This is a genomic window from Providencia sp. PROV116, from assembly GCF_028482485.1.
Classification (GTDB): Bacteria; Pseudomonadota; Gammaproteobacteria; order Enterobacterales; family Enterobacteriaceae; genus Providencia; species Providencia rettgeri.
Window position 1 is genome coordinate 18,057 of the sequence record NZ_JAMPQO010000028.1, and the last position, 20,678, is coordinate 38,734.

17 protein-coding genes are annotated in these 20,678 nt (G+C 42.1%); 12 read left to right on the forward strand and 5 right to left on the reverse strand.

Translation table 11 applies throughout. The features are described from left to right. The first annotated feature begins 21 nt into the window (after positions 1–21). On the forward strand, positions 22–1,038 hold the full coding sequence (locus PSE72_RS17205) for an aldose 1-epimerase family protein (protein ID WP_198641996.1): 1,017 nt from the start codon (positions 22–24) through the stop codon (positions 1,036–1,038). 35 nt (positions 1,039–1,073) lie between these two features. Here PSE72_RS17205 and PSE72_RS17210 read toward each other — a convergent pair whose 3' ends face one another. Then, complete coding sequence (locus PSE72_RS17210) at positions 1,074–1,481, reverse strand: DUF2750 domain-containing protein (protein ID WP_115166504.1); 408 nt, start codon at positions 1,479–1,481, stop codon at positions 1,074–1,076. Positions 1,482–1,624: 143 nt separating this feature from the next. Here PSE72_RS17210 and PSE72_RS17215 point away from each other — a divergent pair, with 143 nt between their 5' ends. The 7 genes from PSE72_RS17215 to dusA all read left to right on the forward strand — a co-directional run bounded on the left by PSE72_RS17215 (position 1,625) and on the right by dusA (position 9,137). After that, on the forward strand, positions 1,625–2,644 hold the full coding sequence (locus PSE72_RS17215) for a mechanosensitive ion channel family protein (protein ID WP_115166505.1): 1,020 nt from the start codon (positions 1,625–1,627) through the stop codon (positions 2,642–2,644). Between the two features lie 272 nt (positions 2,645–2,916). Next, positions 2,917–5,076 carry an ornithine decarboxylase gene (locus PSE72_RS17220; protein WP_115166506.1) on the forward strand — a complete coding sequence of 720 codons (2,160 nt, stop codon included), beginning with the start codon at positions 2,917–2,919 and terminating at the stop codon, positions 5,074–5,076. A 98-nt stretch (positions 5,077–5,174) separates the two neighbouring features. Continuing rightward, the gene (gene uriH, locus PSE72_RS17225) at positions 5,175–6,110 is read left to right on the forward strand and encodes a uridine-preferring nucleoside hydrolase UriH (protein ID WP_115166507.1); all 936 of its coding nucleotides are present in this window, start codon (positions 5,175–5,177) and stop codon (positions 6,108–6,110) included. Between the two features lie 3 nt (positions 6,111–6,113). Continuing rightward, positions 6,114–6,587 (forward strand): DUF6882 domain-containing protein, encoded by a 474-nt coding sequence (locus tag PSE72_RS17230; RefSeq protein ID WP_115166508.1) that lies wholly within the window; start codon positions 6,114–6,116, stop codon positions 6,585–6,587. A 362-nt stretch (positions 6,588–6,949) separates the two neighbouring features. Beyond that, positions 6,950–7,159, forward strand: a complete 210-nt coding sequence (locus tag PSE72_RS17235; protein ID WP_109912594.1) for a YdgH/BhsA/McbA-like domain containing protein — start codon at positions 6,950–6,952, stop codon at positions 7,157–7,159. 137 nt (positions 7,160–7,296) lie between these two features. Continuing rightward, the gene (gene ycaC, locus PSE72_RS17240) at positions 7,297–7,923 is read left to right on the forward strand and encodes an isochorismate family cysteine hydrolase YcaC (protein WP_004914979.1); all 627 of its coding nucleotides are present in this window, start codon (positions 7,297–7,299) and stop codon (positions 7,921–7,923) included. Positions 7,924–8,135: 212 nt separating this feature from the next. After that, positions 8,136–9,137 (forward strand): tRNA dihydrouridine(20/20a) synthase DusA, encoded by a 1,002-nt coding sequence (gene dusA, locus PSE72_RS17245; protein ID WP_109912593.1) that lies wholly within the window; start codon positions 8,136–8,138, stop codon positions 9,135–9,137. A 55-nt stretch (positions 9,138–9,192) separates the two neighbouring features. On the opposite strand, the gene PSE72_RS17250 is transcribed toward dusA, so the two are convergent. Next, positions 9,193–10,176: a quinone oxidoreductase gene (locus PSE72_RS17250; RefSeq protein ID WP_115166558.1), complete on the reverse strand. Its 984-nt coding sequence runs from the start codon at positions 10,174–10,176 to the stop codon at positions 9,193–9,195. Between the two features lie 212 nt (positions 10,177–10,388). Here PSE72_RS17250 and dnaB point away from each other — a divergent pair, with 212 nt between their 5' ends. From dnaB to PSE72_RS17265, 3 genes are all read left to right on the forward strand, one after another. Further along, the gene (gene dnaB, locus PSE72_RS17255; protein ID WP_004260904.1) at positions 10,389–11,801 is read left to right on the forward strand and encodes a replicative DNA helicase; all 1,413 of its coding nucleotides are present in this window, start codon (positions 10,389–10,391) and stop codon (positions 11,799–11,801) included. A 252-nt stretch (positions 11,802–12,053) separates the two neighbouring features. Then, the gene (gene alr, locus PSE72_RS17260) at positions 12,054–13,136 is read left to right on the forward strand and encodes an alanine racemase (protein ID WP_115166559.1); all 1,083 of its coding nucleotides are present in this window, start codon (positions 12,054–12,056) and stop codon (positions 13,134–13,136) included. A 104-nt stretch (positions 13,137–13,240) separates the two neighbouring features. Next, on the forward strand, positions 13,241–14,437 hold the full coding sequence (locus tag PSE72_RS17265; RefSeq protein WP_115166560.1) for an amino acid aminotransferase: 1,197 nt from the start codon (positions 13,241–13,243) through the stop codon (positions 14,435–14,437). A gap of 79 nt (positions 14,438–14,516) precedes the next feature. On the opposite strand, the gene uvrA is transcribed toward PSE72_RS17265, so the two are convergent. After that, positions 14,517–17,351 carry an excinuclease ABC subunit UvrA gene (gene uvrA, locus PSE72_RS17270; RefSeq protein WP_109912590.1) on the reverse strand — a complete coding sequence of 945 codons (2,835 nt, stop codon included), beginning with the start codon at positions 17,349–17,351 and terminating at the stop codon, positions 14,517–14,519. A gap of 592 nt (positions 17,352–17,943) precedes the next feature. Between uvrA and PSE72_RS17275 the strand changes: the two genes are divergently transcribed. Then, positions 17,944–18,465 (forward strand): single-stranded DNA-binding protein, encoded by a 522-nt coding sequence (locus tag PSE72_RS17275; protein ID WP_109912589.1) that lies wholly within the window; start codon positions 17,944–17,946, stop codon positions 18,463–18,465. 275 nt (positions 18,466–18,740) lie between these two features. Here the strand turns inward: PSE72_RS17275 and PSE72_RS17280 are convergent, their stop codons facing one another. Further along, positions 18,741–19,148, reverse strand: coding sequence for a helix-turn-helix domain-containing protein (locus PSE72_RS17280; protein WP_117163030.1), 408 nt, complete (start codon positions 19,146–19,148; stop codon positions 18,741–18,743). 239 nt (positions 19,149–19,387) lie between these two features. Next, complete coding sequence (locus PSE72_RS17285; RefSeq protein WP_217007886.1) at positions 19,388–20,560, reverse strand: MFS transporter; 1,173 nt, start codon at positions 20,558–20,560, stop codon at positions 19,388–19,390. Between the last annotated feature and the right edge of the window lie 118 nt (positions 20,561–20,678).

Genomic DNA, 20,678 nt, shown 5'->3' on the forward strand with positions numbered 1-20,678 from the left:
CATTAAACCGTGAGTATGAAAATGAATACATTGATACCTCTTCACAAAAGCTTATTTACGGAAAACCCGACGCTTATTTTAAAAAATAACCAATTTACTGCCACGGCATTTCGTTACCAAACTGGCGTGGAAGGGCTACGAATTGAAAATCAGCAAGGATATTTAACGATTTTACCTTTTTTAGGGCAAATGATTTGGGATGCGGAATTTTGTGGCCAAAATCTGAAAATGGAAAATATGTTTTCAGCGCCAAAACCGGTTCCAACAGTAGTTGAAACCTACGGTTGCTTTGCATTCCATTCAGGCCTAATTAGTAATGGTTGCCCATCGCCAGAAGATTCACATCCATTACATGGAGAAATGCCTTGTGCATCAATGGATAGCGCTTGGCTGGAACTGACAGGCGCAAGTTTGAAAGTTGTCGGCGAATATGAGTATGTGATGGGTTTTGGTCACCATTATCGTGCGATACCGTCAGTGCAATTAAATGCGGGCAGTGCATTATTTGATATTCATATGTCAGTCACCAATTTAGCATCGGTTCCTATGCCTCTCCAATATATGTGCCATATGAATTATGCTTACGTGGAGAATGCAACGCTAACACAAAATATTCCTGAAAAAGCGATTAAATTGCGTGAATCAATACCAGGGCATGTACAGCCAACTGAAAAATGGCTGGCATTTAATGAAGCGTTGAAATCTGGCAAAGTCTCATTAAATCAGCTTAATCAGCCACAAATGTGTGACCCTGAAATTGTGTTTTTTATGGATGATCTTAGCCAATATACCGCAACGCCTGAGTTTAGGATGATTTCACCCGCAGGAGATACGTTTGTAACGCGTTTTAAATCTAACCAGCTAAATTATGCAACTCGTTGGATTTTGTACAATGGTGACCAAAAAGTTGGCGCATTTGTACTCCCTGCAACTTGTCGTCCTGAAGGCTTTTTAGCCGCGAAAAATAACCAAACACTGATTTGGTTAGAGGCGGGGCAAACTCGTGAATTTACTGTGACTACTGGTGTTGAAAAGTAGTTTTTTGCCTTAGAAAGGCAGCACATTGCTGCCTTTTACTCGTATTGTTGGCATTCTTCTGCTAAATCGGCGAGAAGTGCCGCCGCATCATAAACTAATGTTTTTTTTCCATCAGGTTGCATCATCAAAGCAACCTTAATATTTGCTTCATGCATATCAGGCAAAATTTCTGTCATCAGGTGTTCAAGGGTAAATAGCATTGGCGTAAAATTCGCCCATTCACCCGTTAAACACAATTCAACATACGCTTTGGCAGGCCATAGGGGCAGAAAAAGACATTTTTCATCATTCCATGCGGTAACGAGGTTTTCCCCATCACCGAGGCTCCACACTTGCTCCCAGTCAGCAATTTTACCAACAAAGTAGTTATACTGTTGGTATGGCCTAAGCGCATGGACATTGTTTATTTCTTTCTCATTAGGGGAAAATAGGTTGTTATTCATTATTGGATAATCTAAAAAGTAACTGATAATTATTGGGAAAATTATCTTTATAATTGTTATCTTAATAACAAGATAACGTAACATCATACACAGTAAAACGCATAAAAATAATATCTATCAGGTAAATTTTAGGGCGGTTAGAAATGATAGAAGCATTACTTGAAAAGTACGCCATTGGGATGACATTGATTGCGGTGTGTCTTGCCGTCTATTTAGCTTTTGAGGTTTTTCATCAGCGGCGTAAACACAAACATAAACATAAAAGCATCCTGATCCATGTTATTCAAACCATTGTGCTTTGTGGCATTGTGATCGTGGCGGCACAATATGTGGACATGGCGGCAACTGATTTTGACCTCACTTTTATCTCAACCTCATTGGTTAATTTTGTTACGATCGCATTGATTGCATTGATTTTAATGCGAAAACTGTTCCAGCTAGCGAACCGGTTAGAAAAAGCACAAATTAAAAAAGGCAGTGACCCTACCTCGGCACGTATCGTTGCACGTGTATTTAAAACCGCGATATTTGTCGTTATGGTGTTGCTGTTTGGTGAGCACTTTGGCATGAGCCTTTCTGGGCTAATGGCGTTCGGCGGGATTGGTGGCATTGCTATCGGTATGGCCGGTAAAGATATCTTGAGTAACTTTTTCTCTGGGTTAATGCTCTATTTTGATCGGCCCTTCAACATTGGTGATTGGGTCAGTTCACCGGACAGAAATATTGAAGGGACGGTAGTTGAAATCGGCTGGCGGATCACCAAAATCATTACGTTTGACCACCGTCCACTCTATATTCCCAACTCGGTTTTTTCTTCTATTAGTGTGGAAAACCCAGGGCGTATGACTAACCGGCGCATCAAAACAGAAATTGGTTTACGTTACGAAGATTCAGACAAAATTGGGGCGATTGTTGACGATATCCGCACAATGTTGCAACAAGATGCGAATATCGATACCAGTCAAACCTTATTAGTTTATTTCGATGCTTTTGCCGACTCTTCGTTAAATATTATGGTGTATTGCTTTACTAAAACAACAGTTTGGGCTGAATGGTTAGCAGCGCAACAAGCGGTGTATTTGAAGATCATTGAGATAGTTAAACGCCACAATGCGGACTTTGCATTCCCATCACAAACATTGTACGTGGAAAAAAACAACTAACATCCCATTCAGGATAAATTGACCGATTAAACCATGGCTATTGCCCTATATATTGGTCAATTTATCTTTTTATTTACTTTATTTTAATGTTAAATTTCAAAGTGTAGGTGGGAGTGAGTCAAAATTTTTCTGCTATTAACCAGTGGCTTATAGAAAATATTCGACTTACTAAATCTCCCCGTTTTTTGCCGCCGTGCTAATCATTTCAATTCCCTGATCTATCAAGTATATTGTCCGCCTCTTTTCCTCAGCTAACTAAGAGCCAGACTGCTATGAACAAAATCAATGTGGCATGTAGCCAGGGGGTCGCAATCTATTTCACTAATCAATTTCAGTGGATAGATATTCGCGATGCACAGTTAAACAATATTGCCGCTGTCGTGTTATCTGAACAAGATGCCAACCAAGGGCTGTGGGAAAGAGTCGTTGAGAGCCAGCTGAGTATTCCGCTGTTTATCATCAGTGATAAACAGCTGCCAACCGATGAAAACTTGCCCCCGTATTTAACGGCGCTATTAGCACCCGCCCCCGCTGCTCGTGAAGAAAATAGTCGGCAATTGCTCGATGCTGCTAACCAGTATCTTGAGCAGTTATTACCGCCATTTTTTGCCCGAATGATGGATTATGCTGCGGGTCATAATGTCACTTTTGCCTGTCCGGGGCACCAAGGCGGGCAATTTTTCCGTCGCCACCCTACGGGGGAGCAATTTTACCAATTTTATGGTGAAAACCTATTTCGTACCGATTTATGTAATGCGGATGTGGCAATGGGGGATTTGCTGATCCATGAAGGGGCAGCCAAGGAAGCCCAAAAATTTGCCGCTAAAGTCTTCAATGCGGATAAAACCTATTTTGTGTTAAATGGCACGTCATCCTCCAATAAAGTGGTGTTAAATGCACTGCTAACACCGGGTGACTTAGTGCTGTTTGACCGCAATAACCACAAGTCGAACCATCATGGTGCGTTGATCCAAGCGGGCGCCACTCCTGTTTACCTTGAAACCGCTCGAAATCCGTTTGGCTTTATTGGCGGTATTGATGCCCATTGTTTTGACGAAAGCTATTTGCGCGGGCTCATCCAAGAAGTGATGCCGGAAAAAGCCCAAGCTGCTCGCCCGTTTCGTTTAGCGGTGATCCAGCTCGGCACTTATGATGGTACTGTGTATAATGCGAGGCAAGTTGTTGATAAAATAGGTCATTTATGTGATTACATTTTATTTGATTCCGCATGGGTGGGGTATGAGCAATTTATTCCCATGATGCGCCAGTGCTCGCCATTGCTACTTGAATTAAATGAGAACGACCCCGGGATCATGGTCACTCAGTCGGTTCATAAACAACTGGCTGGTTTTTCTCAAGCGTCACAAATCCATAAAAAAGATAATCATATCAAGGGGCAAGAGCGTTTTGTTTCACACAAAAAGCTCAATAATGCGTTTATGATGCACGCGTCAACCAGCCCGTTTTATCCCTTATTTGCCTCTTTAGATGTCAATGCACGTATTCACCAAGGTGATGCAGGCAAAATGATGTGGATGGACTGTGTGAAAGTGGGGATTGAGGTAAGAAAATCGATATTTCAGCACTGCCGCTATTTTAAGCCTTTTGTGCCTGAAATCGTAGATAGCAAGTTATGGCATGAATATCCTACGGAGCAAATCGCGGCTGAGCAGCGCTTCTTTAACTTTATACCGCAAGAACGTTGGCATGCATTTGAGGGTTATGCACAGGACCAATACTTCGTTGACCCCTGCAAATTGATGCTAACGACTCCGGGTATTGATGTTGAAAGTGGAGAATATGAATCTTTCGGTGTTCCTGCAACGATTCTGGCTCACTTTTTACGTGAACATGGTGTGATCCCTGAAAAATGTGACTTAAATTCAATTCTGTTTTTATTAACCCCAGCAGAAACACATGAAAAACTGGAACTGCTAGTATCTCATTTAGTCCGCTTCGAACAGTTATTGGATGAAGATGCGTTATTAGAGGATGTATTGCCTTCTGTTTATCTGCGTTATCAAGAACATTATCAAGGTTATACATTACGCCGTTTATGCCAAGAAATGCACCAGCTCAGCGTTAATGACAATATTAAACAGCTGCAAAAAGAGATGTTCCGTAAAGCTCACTTCCCTGAAGTGAAAATGGCACCTCAGCAGGCACATTTAGAATTTATTCGTGGTAACTGTGAATTATTGCCATTGGATGAATTAGAAGGCCGTATTGCTGTTGAAGGGGCATTACCGTACCCTCCAGGCGTATTGTGCGTTGTGCCTGGGGAAGTATGGTCAGGGCCAGTACTGCGCTATTTCAAGGCACTAGAAACTGGTATTAATGCATTACCGGGTTTTGCGCCGGAGTTACAAGGTGTTTATATTTCAAAAAATGAAGGTGAGAAAAAACGAGTCTATGCGCATGTTTTAAAATAAATTTCTGAATATTCAGATATTAAGCATAGATTTTACCTTGCTAGCTCGTTAAATTGGGGTCAGTGCCATTTCTGACTCCAATTTTAATAAGGTAAGGTATGAGCAAAAAAATAATCCTCGATTGTGATCCCGGCCATGATGACGCTATCGCGTTATTACTGGCTTATGGTAACCCTGACATTGAATTATTGGCGGTAACAACCGTTGCTGGCAATCAAACCCTCGAAAAAGTGACTCATAATGCACTGGCTATCGCTGAAATAGCGAAAATTACGGGTATTCCCTTTGCTGCTGGCTCGGTACGTCCTTTAGTTCGGGAAATTGAAGTTGCGCCTGACATTCATGGGGATTCAGGGCTTGATGGGCCTGTACTACCGACACCAACATTGCAGCTTGATGAGCGACATGCCGTTTCACTGATTATCGAAACCATTATGTCTCACCCGCCTAAAACAGTAACTTTAGTGCCTACTGGCGCATTAACCAATATTGCGCTTGCTGCTCGTCTTGAACCGCGCATTGTCGAGCGAGTTAAAGAAGTGGTGCTGATGGGTGGGGGCTATCATGTTGGGAATTGGAGTGCGGTAGCTGAATTTAATATCAAAATTGACCCAGAAGCGGCTCATATTGTTTTCAATGAGAAATGGCCGTTAACCATGGTGGGCTTAGACCTTACCCATCAAGCGTTAGCAACTCCTGATGTGGTGAATGAAATTGCTGCGATTGGCAGTGATTGTTCGCAGTTTGTCGTCGAACTACTGGATTTCTTTGGGAAAATGTACAAGCAGGCCCAAGGCTTCGATGCGCCGCCAGTACATGACCCTTGTGCGGTTGCTTATGTTATTGACCCTAGCGTAATGACCACACAAAAAGTCCCAGTGAATATTGAACTGACCGGAACGCACACGTTAGGCATGACAGTGGCTGATTTCCGCCATCCGGCTCCTGAAAATTACCATACTCAAGTTGCCGTTAAATTAGACCATCATAAATTCTGGCAGTTAATTATCAAGGCATTAAAAAATATTGGGTAATCAATGGATAATGAAATAGAACAAATGCCTTATGAGGCATTAATTGAACGTAGCATGAATGCGTTACAGGCCAAAAACCAATTTCATTGTGATACATGGAAATTAGATGAAGCAGATTGGTCAGTAAACCAAGACGAAGGAACCATTATATTTCATGCACCTGATAATCTTATGGCAACAGCGCCGGTGCAAATTGTTGGTACATATGACCAAAGCCAAGGTAGTTGGATGTGGAGTTGGGCAAACAGTTCTATCGACAACGCTTTAACGCAAGATGCAATCGCGGTGAAAGCTTATGGCGAGCGGAAAGACAACACATTATTAACCGCCCGCATTAGTCAAATCGAAGAGTATGATGCATGGCAATTAACGGCATTAACCTGCGAACTCAATAGTCAACAAGGGGTATACCGTGGAATTGCGGGGCATACTTTGATCTTTATGACATTTGGTGAGGTTTCTCTTCAGCAAATTTAGGTTGTATCGGTGCCTTATCTCCTCTCGATAAGGCATTTTAGCACCGTTATTCCATTAGCCTGTCCGTTATGCTTAGTTTCTTTTTCAATGTGGAACTTGCTATCAGCTGCAACTCCAGAATTGGCTGAGCAAATTATTGAATTGTTGAATAGCTAACTCATCATCGATGGTTGGATCGATGTATTTCGCCACTTAGCCATCAATAAATCTTTTTCTTATTCCTCTTATATTCATATTGTTCAATTTAATTGAATTAGATGAGCGATATTATTAGCTTTAACCTAAATGTCATTACCCGTAAGATACCTTCATCGCAGACAACAAGGGTTGTCTCATCGAATACTAAGTGAAGGAATTAGACTATGAACATGTTAAAAACTTTGATGACAGCTTCTGTATTATCTTTCGTTGCATTTGGTGCATCAGCAGCAACAATCACTGCAACAGGTGATACGCTGGCTTCAACAGAAGCAAAAATTGCAGCTAAAGCTAAAGCAGCCGGTGCAGACAGCTATACAATTACCAGCGCTCGTATGGGGAATTTTGTCACAATGAGTGCTGAAACCAAATAACAAATTGTGTGAATTCATCTTATTGAAATATTTTTGATGAAAAGTGGTGTTTTAGGATCAGTAAGTAGATTAAATGCCACTTTTATTTTATCTGAACCAATATAGAGTACTTTTCTAATCATTGAGGAGTCGTTGATATGAGCTTTAAATATAACCGCCTAGATAAAGATAATGCAGCTGTATTACTTGTTGACCATCAAACGGGTTTGTTATCGCTAGTTCGTGACCAAGATCCGGACAAATTCAAAAATAGCGTGTTAGCGCTAGCCGATCTGGCAAAGTATTTTAACTTACCAACTATTTTGACGACATCTTTTGAAGATGGTCCTAATGGCCCATTAGTTCCTGAATTAAAAGAAACCTTTCCAGATGCGCCTTACATTGCCCGTCCAGGTCAAATCAACGCGTGGGATAACGAAGAGTTCGTCAAAGCGGTTAAAGCCACAGGTAAAAAACAGCTAATCATTGCCGGTGTTGTGACAGAAGTGTGTGTGGCATTTCCTGCACTATCTGCACTGGAAGAAGGCTATGAAGTTTTTGTTATTACTGATGCCTCAGGTACATTTAACCCAATAACACGTGATGCCGCATGGGATAGAATGTCAAAAGCAGGGGCTCAACTGATGAGCTGGTTTGGTGCTGCTTGTGAATTACACCGTGATTGGCGTAATGATGTGGAAGGTTTAGGAACGTTGTTCTCAAACCATATCCCTGATTACCGTAACTTAATGACTAGCTATGCACTGCTTTCTGCGAAAAAATAGTGCGTGACTGAGTATTAAAATGACATAATTGGTTTATAAATCCTCGGTATGACATTGCTCATATCGGGGGTTATTTCGTTAATTTAACCAAGTCCAGCCACTCGTTTTCGTCATCATCGCACTTAGTTCGCTCTATGTTATAATAGCCTATTGTTTTTGCTTGGCTCCTTGCTTTTGGAGCTATCCATTTGATTTTAATACACAAGAACACCATGCATCAAAATACCTCAAAACAAGGCTATACCAACCTAAACCGATTTTCCGTTGCCCCTATGCTCGATTGGACAGATCGCCATTGCCGTTATTTTCATCGCTTATTAAGCAAAAACACCTTGCTGTATACCGAAATGGTCACAACAGGGGCGATTATTTACGGAAAAGGGGACTATCTTGCTTTTAGTGAGGAAGAGCATCCTGTTGCGTTACAGCTTGGTGGTAGCGATCCTGCCGCATTAGCGCAATGTGCCAAATTGGCACAAGAGCGTGGTTATGATGAAATTAACCTAAATGTAGGTTGCCCATCAGATCGCGTACAAAATGGGCGTTTTGGTGCTTGTTTAATGGGAGATGCGCAGCTTGTTGCTGATTGTGTGAAAGCCATGCAAGACGTGGTTTCTATTCCTGTAACCGTAAAAACTCGTATTGGTATTGATGAGCAAGACAGCTACGCGTTTTTATGTGATTTTATTGAAACTGTTTCTGATAAAGGCGGCTGTGAAATGTTTATTATCCATGCACGTAAAGCATGGTTGTCCGGCCTTAGCCCAAAAGAAAATCGCGAAATCCCACCACTTGATTACCCGCGAGTTTATCAATTAAAACGTGATTTTCCTCATTTGACCATGGCGATTAATGGTGGAGTCAAAACGCTGGAAGAAGCAAAAGAGCATCTTCAACACCTAGATGGCGTCATGGTGGGGCGCGAAGCCTATCAAAACCCGTCTATTTTAACGGCGGTTGATAACCAATTGTTTGGTGAGCACTTTCCTGTCACTAATGGTGTTGACGCTGTTAGAGCGATGTACCCTTACATCGAAAAAGAGTTATCGAAAGGCGCTTATTTAGGCCATATGACCCGCCATATGTTAGGGATTTTCCAAGGTATCCCCGGCGCACGTCAGTGGCGTCGTCATTTAAGTGAAAATGCGCATAAAAAAGGGGCTGACTTAGTCGTTGTTGAGCAAGCTCTCGAGTTTGTGACGCGTGGCGAATAGCTATCATGTGGGGAAAAAAGCGCCATTTGGCGCTTTTTGCATATTGAGTCGCTTATTATGGAACCAATAAACTCGAACCTTGGGTTTTTCTTGATTCGATAGTGAGGTGAGCTTTTTGTGCATCTTTTAAAGCAAAAATTTGTGATTGCGGCACATCTACATTCACTTTTCCGCTTAAAATCATATCAAATAAGGCATTACTAGCTTGGTCTAGCTCAGCACGGTTAGTCACATAGACACCCAGTGATGGGCGAGTGACGTATAATCCGCCTTTTTGGTTTAAAATCCCTAAATTTACACCGGTGACAGGGCCTGATGCATTACCAAAACTCACCATTAATCCGCGACGTTTGAGTGAGTCTAAAGAAGCAAGCCATGTAGATTGACCGACAGAGTCATACGCCACATTCACTTTCTCGCCATGAGTGATTTCTTTCACGCGAGCTGCAATGTCTTCTGTTTGGTAATTGATGACTTCCCATGCTCCGGCATCTTTGGCTCTTAACGCTTTATCTGCAGAACCCACCGTGCCTATCATCTTAGCGCCTAGCGCGTTTGCCCATTGGCAAGCTATCAACCCAACGCCACCTGCAGCGGCGTGGAACAGAAAGACTTCGTCACGTTTCAGTTGATATGTCTGATGGAATAAATAATAAACCGTCATGCCTTTTAATGAGCTGGCTGCGGCTTGTTCAAAGGTAATACCATCAGGAAGGTGTGCCACGGCACTTTCAGGGACATTATGGACTTCGCTATAAGCACCTAGAGGGCCTTGCGCATAAACGACACGGTCACCGGGCTTGAAACCTGTGACATGGGCACCAGTTTTCACAACAACACCTGCCGCCTCTGTACCAAGGCCACTTGGTAGCTTAGCAACAGGGTATAAACCGCTGCGAACATAGGTGTCGATAAAGTTAATCCCGATAGCACGGTTTTCTATTTGAATTTCATTATCTGCTGGGTTTGCTGGGGAATAATCTACTAAGTTAAGTACGTCAGCGCCGCCATGTTGCGCGAATTCAATACGTTTTGCCATGACAATCTCCAATAAGGACTATTCATTTTAATTACAATAACAATCGTTTTATCATAACGCCATGTTTCAATCAGAAGAATTATAGGTTTGTGCTTTCAGTGATGTATTTTATCTTGTGATTACTTTGCGCAAAGACGCAAAGAAAACCACAAAAAAATAAGATTGGCGTATACTAAGCGCAGATCGTTAATTATAGACTTGGATATTAATGTATGGCTAAAAAACCCTCATCAAATTTCAAAACGGATGCCCCACGAGACCACCAAATGGAAGGGTTAAAACTTCCACCACATTCTCTCGAAGCGGAGCAGTCTGTTTTAGGGGGGTTAATGTTAGATAACGAGCGCTGGGATACCGTTTCTGAACGTGTGACTCACGCTGATTTCTTTAGCCGACCCCATCGCACCATTTTCTCACAAATGCAATTTTTGCTTGAGCAAGGCAAACCCATTGACCTTATAACGTTATCGGAATCACTAGAACAACAGGGTGAATTGGATAGCGTGGGTGGCTTTGCTTATTTGGCTGAGCTATCTAAAAATACGCCAAGTGCGGCGAATATTAATGCTTATGCAGACATCGTCCGCGAACGTGCGATTGTTCGCGATATGATTTCAGTCGCTAATGAAATTGCAGATGCAGGTTATGATCCACAAGGGCGAAGCAGTGAAGATCTCCTCGATTTAGCCGAAACCAAAGTATTCCAAATCGCCGAGTCAAGAGCGAATAAAGACGAAGGGCCAAAAGGTATTGAAGCCATTTTGTCTGAAACTGTTGAAAAAATTGAGCAACTTTACCAACAACCGCACGACGGCGTTACTGGGGTTTCAACAGGTTACCAAGACCTCGATAAAAAAACCGCAGGTTTACAAGGTTCTGATTTAATTATTGTGGCCGCGCGTCCATCGATGGGGAAAACCACTTTTGCGATGAACTTGTGCGAAAATGCGGCGATGACAGAAGAAAAACCGGTACTTATCTTCAGCTTAGAGATGCCCGGCAACCAAATTATGATGCGTATGTTGGCGTCACTATCTCGTGTCGACCAAACTCGCATTCGTACTGGGCAACTTGATGATGAGGATTGGGCGCGAATTTCAAGTACGATGGGCATTTTGATGGAAAAACGCAACATGTACATCGATGATTCGTCAGGTTTGACTCCCACAGAGGTACGTTCACGTGCGCGTCGTATTTATCGTGAGCATGGTGGGTTAAGTTTGATCATGATTGACTACCTTCAATTGATGCGAGTTCCTGCTCTTTCTGATAACCGAACGTTAGAAATTGCTGAAATTTCACGCTCACTCAAAGCGTTAGCAAAAGAGCTTAATGTTCCCGTAGTGGCGTTGTCACAGTTAAACCGTAGTCTTGAGCAGCGTGCAGATAAACGCCCTGTTAACTCGGATTTGCGTGAATCAGGGTCTATCGAGCAGGATGCGGACTTAATCATGTTTATCTACCGTGATGAAGTTTATCACGATAACAGCGAACTCAAAGGCGTTGCGGAAATCATTCTCGGTAAGCAACGTAACGGGCCGATTGGTACAGTACGGTTGACGTTTAATGGGCAGTGGTCGCGGTTTGATAATTACGCGGGGCCTGCGTATAACGACGAAGACTAAATACTCGTCATATTTTACACGGTCGCGGTGTTGGCTGCACTCAGCTACGCGAGTCACATACTTATGTATGCTCCCCGCGATATCTTCGCTTGCCGCCTAGCGATATTGCAAACTATTTAGAGTATTAAAGCTAAACGACCAAGATCGAATGGAAATTGGTTTTTTTTAGCGTATAACAAATAGAGAACATATTGAGCTGCCAATGTGCAGCTTAATTTTTAGCGGCTTTATAGAAAAAAGAACGAGGAAACAATGAAAGCGGCAACCGCATTGATAAACCGCCGCGCTCTGCGACACAACTTGCAACGGGTGAAAGAAATTGCACCAAATAGCCGAATGATTGCAGTTGTTAAAGCAAACGCTTATGGTCATGGATTAGTAGGGGTTGGTCAGGCAGTAGAAGAGCTGGTGGATGGTTTTGGTGTGGCAAGACTCAATGAGGCGCTACTTTTACGACAGCACGGCGTGATAAAACCGATTGTTTTACTAGAAGGTTTTTTTGAGCAGTCTGACTTGCTGTTGATGGCAGAGCACCAGATTGACACCGTGATCCATTGTATTGAACAGCTTGAAATGTTAGAAGCCACCAAATTACCTTATCCTCTTAAAGTTTGGATGAAACTGGATACAGGCATGCACCGCCTTGGTGTACTGCCGAAAGATGCCGAAGACTTTTATCAACGTTTACAACGCTGCCAACAAGTTCAGCTTCCTATTAATATTGTTAGCCATTTTTGCCAAGCAGATGCCCCTCATTTACCGACAACTGAAAAACAAATTACTTGTTTTAAACAGTTTATTGCTGGTAAAGAGGGGGAAAAATCCATTGCCGCCTCCGCCGGAATTTTGCTGTGGCCAGAAGCTCACTATGACTGGGTTCGCCCAGGGATCATGATGTATGGTGCATCCCCACAAGAAGGGAAAAGCGCAAAAGATTTCGGTTTATTTCCTGTGATGACATTAAAATCAACATTAATTGCGGTTAGGGAGCATTCGGCAGGGCAATGTGTGGGTTACGGTGAAACATGGTGCAGTGATAAAGATACGCGGCTTGGTGTTGTTGCCATCGGCTATGGAGATGGTTATCCACGTAACGTTCCTTCAGGCACACCGGTGTTAATTAATGGGCGAAAAGTGCCTATTGTTGGGCGAATTTCCATGGATATGACCGTGGTGGATTTGGGACTAAATGCGGAAGATAAAGTGGGTGACGACGTTATTTTATGGGGAAATCAACTGCCAGTTGAAGAAATTGCCGCGCAAACAGGCATTATAAACTATGAGTTACTGACGAAGTTAACCTCTAGAGTTGCAATGGAATATGTAGACGAATAGTCAGCAAAGGGTTATTTTCAGATAACAACGTAAAAAAATGGCGCTAAATATGGCAAATCATCGCTTGGTTTATTTAGCGTAAAACAATGATTAGGAGATGTCCTGTGTTCGAACATGTTGATGCTTATCCGGGCGACCCAATTCTGTCGTTAATGGATGAATTTAATAAAGACACTCGTGAAAATAAAATTAATTTGAGTATCGGTCTTTACTATGATGGTGAAGGAAAAACCCCTGAACTGGCAACAGTCGGTACGGCAAAAGCGGCGTTAAATAAACTGCCAGCAAGCGCATCACTGTATTTGCCTATGGAAGGTTTGAAAGATTACCGTACTGAATTACAAAAATTAGTCTTTGGTGAGGATTGCCCGCTAATTGCACAGGAACGTATCGCTACTGTCCAAACTATTGGTGGTTCTGGTGCGTTAAAAATTGGTGCCGATTTTTTACATCAATATTATCCCGATTCCGAAGTGTGGTGCAGTGACCCAACTTGGGAAAACCATGCCTCTATTTTTTCAGGCGCGGGGACAAAAGTGCATTACTACCCGTATTTTGATGAAAAAACCAAAGGCGTTAAATTTGATGAAATGCTAGCAACATTCAAAAAATTACCAGCAAATAGCATCATCCTAATGCACCCGTGTTGCCATAACCCAACAGGCTCCGACCTTACTCCTGCACAATGGGATGAAGTCACTAAGGTGGCATTAGAACACAAACTGATCCCATTCTTAGACATTGCTTATCAAGGTTTTGCCGAAGGCATTAATGAAGATGCTTATGCTATCCGAGCGATGGTCAAAGCCGGTTTACCCGTGTTTGTCAGTAATTCATTTTCTAAAATTTTTGGTATCTACGGTGAACGTGCGGGTGGCCTGTCGGTGATCTGTGAAAACCAAGATGAACGTGACCGTGTGTTAGGTCAGCTAAAAGCGGGTGTTCGCCGTTTATATTCTAGCCCACCATCTAATGGCGCAAAAATTGTTGCTGCGGTATTAACCAATAGCGCTGAAAAAGCTAAATGGTTAGCGGAAGTGGAAGAGATGCGTTTACGTATTTTAGACATGCGTACGGTACTGGTTAATGAGCTGAAAAAGGCACTACCAAACCAAAATTTCGACCACTTATTAAAGCAACGCGGTATGTTCAGCTACACGGGTTTTTCTAAAGAGCAAGTGGCTCGCCTGAAAGACGAGTTTGCGGTTTACTTGGTTGGAACTGGCCGCGTTTGTATGGCAGGTGTTAATCGTCATAATGTTAAACGTATTGTGGAAGCATTTGCCGCCGTTAGCCAATAATTTTTAGCTATCGTAATAATTATCAGGGAGCAAAATGCTCCCTGATGGTCTTTCTACTTATTTTTAATGGCCTTTCGACTTAATAGCCGCGTTCTAAAATCGTTTTCAAGAACCTTGCAGTGTGCGATTTTTCACACTCAGCCACTTCTTCTGGTGTACCAGCAATTAAAATTTCACCGCCACCACTACCACCTTCTGGGCCTAAATCGACAATCCAGTCCGCTGTCTTAATGACATCAAGGTTGTGTTCAATCACCACAATGGTATTTCCTTGGTCACGAAGCTGATGTAAAACGACTAAAAGTTGTTGGATATCAGCGAAATGCAGGCCTGTTGTTGGCTCATCCAAAATATAGATAGTTTGCCCTGTTCCGCGTTTAGACAGCTCTTTGGCTAATTTCACACGCTGTGCTTCACCACCTGAGAGTGTTGTCGCTGATTGGCCGAGACGGATGTAGGATAAACCAACGTCCATCAAAGTTTGTAGCTTGCGGGCAAGTGCAGGTACGGCATCAAAGAATTCACGAGACTCTTCGATAGTCATATCCAAAACTTCATGGATATTTTTACCTTTATATTTAATCTCTAATGTTTCTCGGTTATAGCGTTTACCTTTACATTGGTCACAAGGGACATACACATCAGGTAAGAAGTGCATTTCAACCTTGATGACTCCATCACCTTGGCAAGCCTCACAACGGCCACCTTTTACGTTAAAGCTAAAACGTCCTGGGTTATAACCTCGAGTCCGAGATTCAGGTACACCAGCAAATAGCTCACGCACAGGTGTAAATACACCAGTATAGGTGGCAGGGTTCGAGCGTGGTGTCCGGCCTATTGGGCTCTGGTCAATATCAATGACTTTGTCAAAGTGCTCTAAGCCCTCTACATCCAAATAAGGGGCTGGCGTGATGGTGGTTGCGCCATTTAATTGACGTTGAGCAATAGGGAATAGCGTGTCGTTTATCAGTGTTGATTTACCCGAGCCAGACACACCAGTAATACAGGTAAATAACCCGACTGGGATTTTTAATGTCACATTTTTCAGGTTGTTGCCTTTTGCCCCAAACACGGTCAGCATTTTATCTTTATTAATTGGAACGCGTTTTTGCGGGATGTCAATTCTGCGCTCACCACTTAAAAATTTACCCGTGAGTGAATCTGGGTTTGCGACAATATCTTCCAATGTTCCTTGGGCAACAATTTGCCCGCCATGCACCCCAGCACCAGGGCCGATATCAATCACATGGTCTGCGGCGCGGATCGCGTCTTCGTCATGTTCAACCACGATCACGGTATTTCCTAGATCGCGTAGGTGGATCAAGGTTTCAAGTAAGCGGTCATTATCACGTTGGTGTAAGCCAATTGAAGGTTCATCAAGGACATACATCACACCCACTAAACCTGCACCAATTTGGCTTGCTAAACGAATGCGTTGTGCTTCACCACCGGACAAGGTGTCGGCAGAACGTGAAAGAGTCAGATAATTAAGCCCAACATTGACGAGAAACTTCAGGCGATCGCCAATTTCTTTTAAGACTTTTTCTGCGATTTGAGCACGCTGACCAGTGAGTTTTAGGTTTTGAAAAAATTCCATTGCGTGGCCAATGCTGTAATCTGCGATTTCCGGCAACGTTGTATTTTCAACAAAGACAAAGCGCGCTTCTTTACGTAAGCGCGTTCCATGGCAAGAGACACATGGACGGTTACTGATGTATTTCGCTAACTCTTCACGGACAGCTGTTGATTCCGTTTCTTTATAGCGGCGCTCCATATTATTGAGTACGCCTTCAAAAGGGTGTCGGCGTACAGTGATATCGCCACGGTCATTACGGTATTTAAACTCAATCGTTTCTTTGCCTGAACCATATAAAATAATTTTTTGGATAGCTGGGCTCAGGGTGTCGTAAGGCGCTTCCACATCAAATTTATAATGCTCAGCTAATGACATTAGCATTTGGAAATAGTAAAAGTTACGGCGATCCCAACCGCGAATTGCGCCACCGGCAAGTGAGATTTCGGTATTTTGGATGACTCTTTCGGGATCAAAAAACTGCTGAACACCTAAGCCATCACAGCTTGGGCAGGCCCCAGCAGGGTTGTTAAAAGAAAATAGGCGAGGTTCAAGTTCTACCATACTGTAGCCGCAAACGGAGCAGGCAAAATTCGCAGAAAAAACCAGTTCTTCTGCGTTTGCGTCATCCATATCAGCGACAATTGCAGTACCACCAGATAGTTCTAGCGCGGTTTCAAAAGATTCGGCTAAACGCTGAGCAATATCATCACGAATTTTGAAACGGTCAACAATGACTTCAATCGTATGTTTTTTCTGTAATTCGAGCTTTGGTGGATCGGAGAGATCGCAAACTTCCCCATCAATTCGGGCGCGGATATAGCCTTGGCTGGCCAAGTTATCGAGTAGCTTAACATGCTCCCCTTTACGTTCTTTAACGACAGGAGCAAGTAGCATCATTCGGCGATCGGTGGGTTGAGCCAAAACATTATCGACCATCTGGCTAACAGTTTGAGCTGCAAGCGGTATGTCGTGATCAGGGCAGCGAGGTTCACCAACACGGGCAAATAATAATCGCAGATAGTCATGAATTTCTGTGATGGTTCCGACCGTCGAACGAGGGTTATGTGAAGTGGATTTTTGTTCAATCGAAATAGCAGGGGATAACCCTTCAATATGATCGACATCCGGTTTTTCCATTAAAGAAAGAAACTGGCGGGCATAAGCAGATAAAGATTCAACATAACGGCGCTGACCCTCTGCATACAGGGTATCAAAAGCTAAAGATGATTTCCCTGAACCAGATAACCCAGTAATAACAATGAGTTTGTCGCGAGGGATGACGAGATTGATGTTTTTCAGATTATGCGTACGTGCGCCGCGGACTTCGATATTATCCATTTACCACTTCCCGGATGATTTGATATTGAACAATCGCAAGAGACTATTATCACATATTTATGGCTGAATGGATATACAGTATTTCCTATTCGTCATATTTCAAACCGTGGCGTTGTTGGCTTCTCTCAGCTACGCAGGTCACATACTTTTGTATGCTCCCCGCGATACCTTCGCTTGCCGCCTAGCCACAGCTTGAACTATTTAGAATAGGTTCTGCTCGTCATATTTCAAACCGTGGCGTTGTTGGCTTCTCTCAGCTACGCAGGTCACATACTTTTGTATGCTCCCTACGATATCTTCGCTTGCCGCCTAGCCACAGCTTGAACTATTTAGAGTAAGATTTTAATTGTGAAACAGAAAAACAGAAAAACAGAAAAACAGAAAAACAGCGATCTGAATTTATCGAAAAGATAGATGCGGTGTGCATTATTTTGTGTCTATACTGACAAAAGCACTATGAAATTTCACTAAAAGCTGGAAAGCGTTTCGCAAATTAACAAGCTCAATTTCAAATATTGGTGCAAATCAGCTCTGTCGTGGTAAACTTCACGGCTAATCCAGAGATTAAAATTCAATGCATCAGGAGTAATAAATGGCCAGCAGAGGCGTAAATAAAGTAATTCTTATCGGTAACCTAGGACAAGATCCAGAAATCCGTTATATGCCTAACGGCGGAGCTGTGGCAAACCTGACTCTGGCAACTTCTGAAAGTTGGCGTGACAAGCAAACCGGTGAGATGCGTGAAAAAACCGAATGGCACCGAGTCGTTATTTTCGGCAAACTTGCTGAGGTAGCAGGTGAATACCTAAAAAAAGGTTCACAAGTCTATATCGAAGGTTCTCTGCAAACACGTAAATGGCAAGATCAAAGTGGTCAAGATCGTTATACGACAGAAGTTGTTGTGAATATCGGTGGCTCAATGCAAATGTTAGGTGGCCGTGGCGGTGATGCACCATCACAAGGTCAAGGCGGTCAAGGTGGTTGGGGCCAACCACAGCAGCCTCAAGCGGCACAACAATTCAGTGGTGGTGGAGCGCCAGCCGCACGCCCATCAGCACCTGCACCACAAACCAATGAACCACCAATGGATTTTGATGACGATATTCCGTTCTAATTCTTACTGATTAGAATGTATAAATAAAATAAAGGCTTCCTTGTGAAGTCTTTATTTTTTAATAAATATAAATGCTAATAATATATATCTAGAAAATATTATTTTTTATTGGAATGATAAAACAAATACAGAACCGAAACATTAAGAGTTTATTAATTCTAAATTAAGAATTTCTTAAATAAATAAAAAAAGCCCCAGCAATTAAATTACATGGGGCTTTGTATTGGTAGTGTTATAAAAAAAAGAAATATAAATTTTATTTTCATATTAGCGTATCAAGCTACTTTAGGTTCCAGTAGTAATGGATCATTTTGGCTTTCACCGGACAGGCGGTAGATTGACGGTGACGTACCTAAATAAGCTCTAAATCGCTTTGCAAAAGATTGCTGGGAGTCAAATTGGTATTTTAATGCAATATCAATAACTTGAAGTTCAGTGGAGCATAGATCTTTAGCAGCTTCACAGATTCTCCTTCGGCGAATATATTCACCTAAAGGCATACCAACAACTTTTCTAAATACTCTTTGTAAATGCCATTTTGTATATCCTGATTTTAGTGCAATATCATCAAGTAATAGACGACTGGTTAAGTTCATTTCAATCCAAACTAATATTTCATTAACAACTGTAGATTGAAATTCTGTGTACTTCCCATTATAGGGGACAGGGATTTCTTTATACATAATATCTTCCTATTAGTTACTTTTTAATCTTATCCCTCATTCAGTCAATAGCCAATAAATAAATAGTAAACGAAGTTGAATTCAGTTTGTTAATTGGCAAAACAGACAAAATACCGATTTTTAATTAGTTTATAGCCAGTAGAGTTTATCTTAAGGAGATATATTCATCATATCGATTAACAATAGATGAAATTATTACGCTCTCTGAATATAAAACCATCGCACAGTGATATCACTTTTCATTGGTGTTTGGGGATATATTTTTTTAGCTTCCAAAAACTAATTAAAATTGTAGCGGAAATGATTACAGATAGAATATTCATCGCTTGCCATCCGAGAGTGAAGAAAAGAACGCCTGCTCCTAAACTGCCTATTCCACCGAAAAAATAGATAAGAAAATCAGTCATGCCTTGTACTTTAGCTCGCTCATGCATTTTATATGTATGGGGCAGTAGGTTGGTGGTACTGATTAAAAGCAAATTCCAAGCAACACCCACAAATATACCCGCCAACAAATAATTGTAAAAATGGTTACCTAGCAGGTTCATAGTTGCTGATAAAATTAACAGTACGATACCGCAGGAAATAATGCGTTTTGCCCCTAAAAGATGGATTAATGTTCCAGTGAAGAATGACGGTGCAAACATACCTAATACATGGAATTGAAATACAATCGCAATAGAGGAAAAGGCGAAGTCATGTTGTTTCATAGATAACGGTATCGAGGCAAAAGTAAAAACTACAATGGCATACCCAGCGGCACTGACAATAGCGATTAATTTTAAAATAGGTTGTGAATACAATGCACTGTAGTTGCGTTTGACTAACGCTTCATCCGATGGCGTTTTCACTATTTTCTTTAAAGGCACAACGAGTAATAGAATAAATGCGATCACATAAATGGCGGCTAACGTGATGAACGGCCCTGCAAACGGGTATTCTGTAAAAAAGCGTTGGGTGGTAATGGCTAATGTTGGCCCGATTAAGGCCGCAGCAATGCCTCCACTCATAACAAGGCCAATAGCTTTTGCTCGTAAAGAAATTGGTGCCTCTTCAATTGCAGCAAAACGGAATTGTTGTGCAGTACCAATAGCAATCCCAGTGAAAAACAACCCGATGGAAAAATACACTAAATGACTTTCTATCACACCAAGAATAGAGAAGCCTGCACCGATTAACCCACCGATATTACCAATAATAAAGCCCACCCTTCTCGAATATTTTTGCATTAAAAATGCGATCGGAATAGTTGCTAAGATTAAGCCAACGTACTGACTTACCAGTGGAATAGTTGCATAAGTTGGGTTGGTAGCCAATTTTTCGCCAATAACTACTGCTACAGAAAGGACAATCGCATTTCCTGTGATAAATAATGCAAGTGTGATAGTTAACCACCAAACGGATTTTGGCATATATCCCTCTGTCTATTAAGTAAAAATCAATTGGTTATATTTCTTACATTGAGGGAATAATCCCTCTGAATGCAGCAAAGGATACAACTTAAAGTTGACTTTAAGTCAAGGTCTGCGA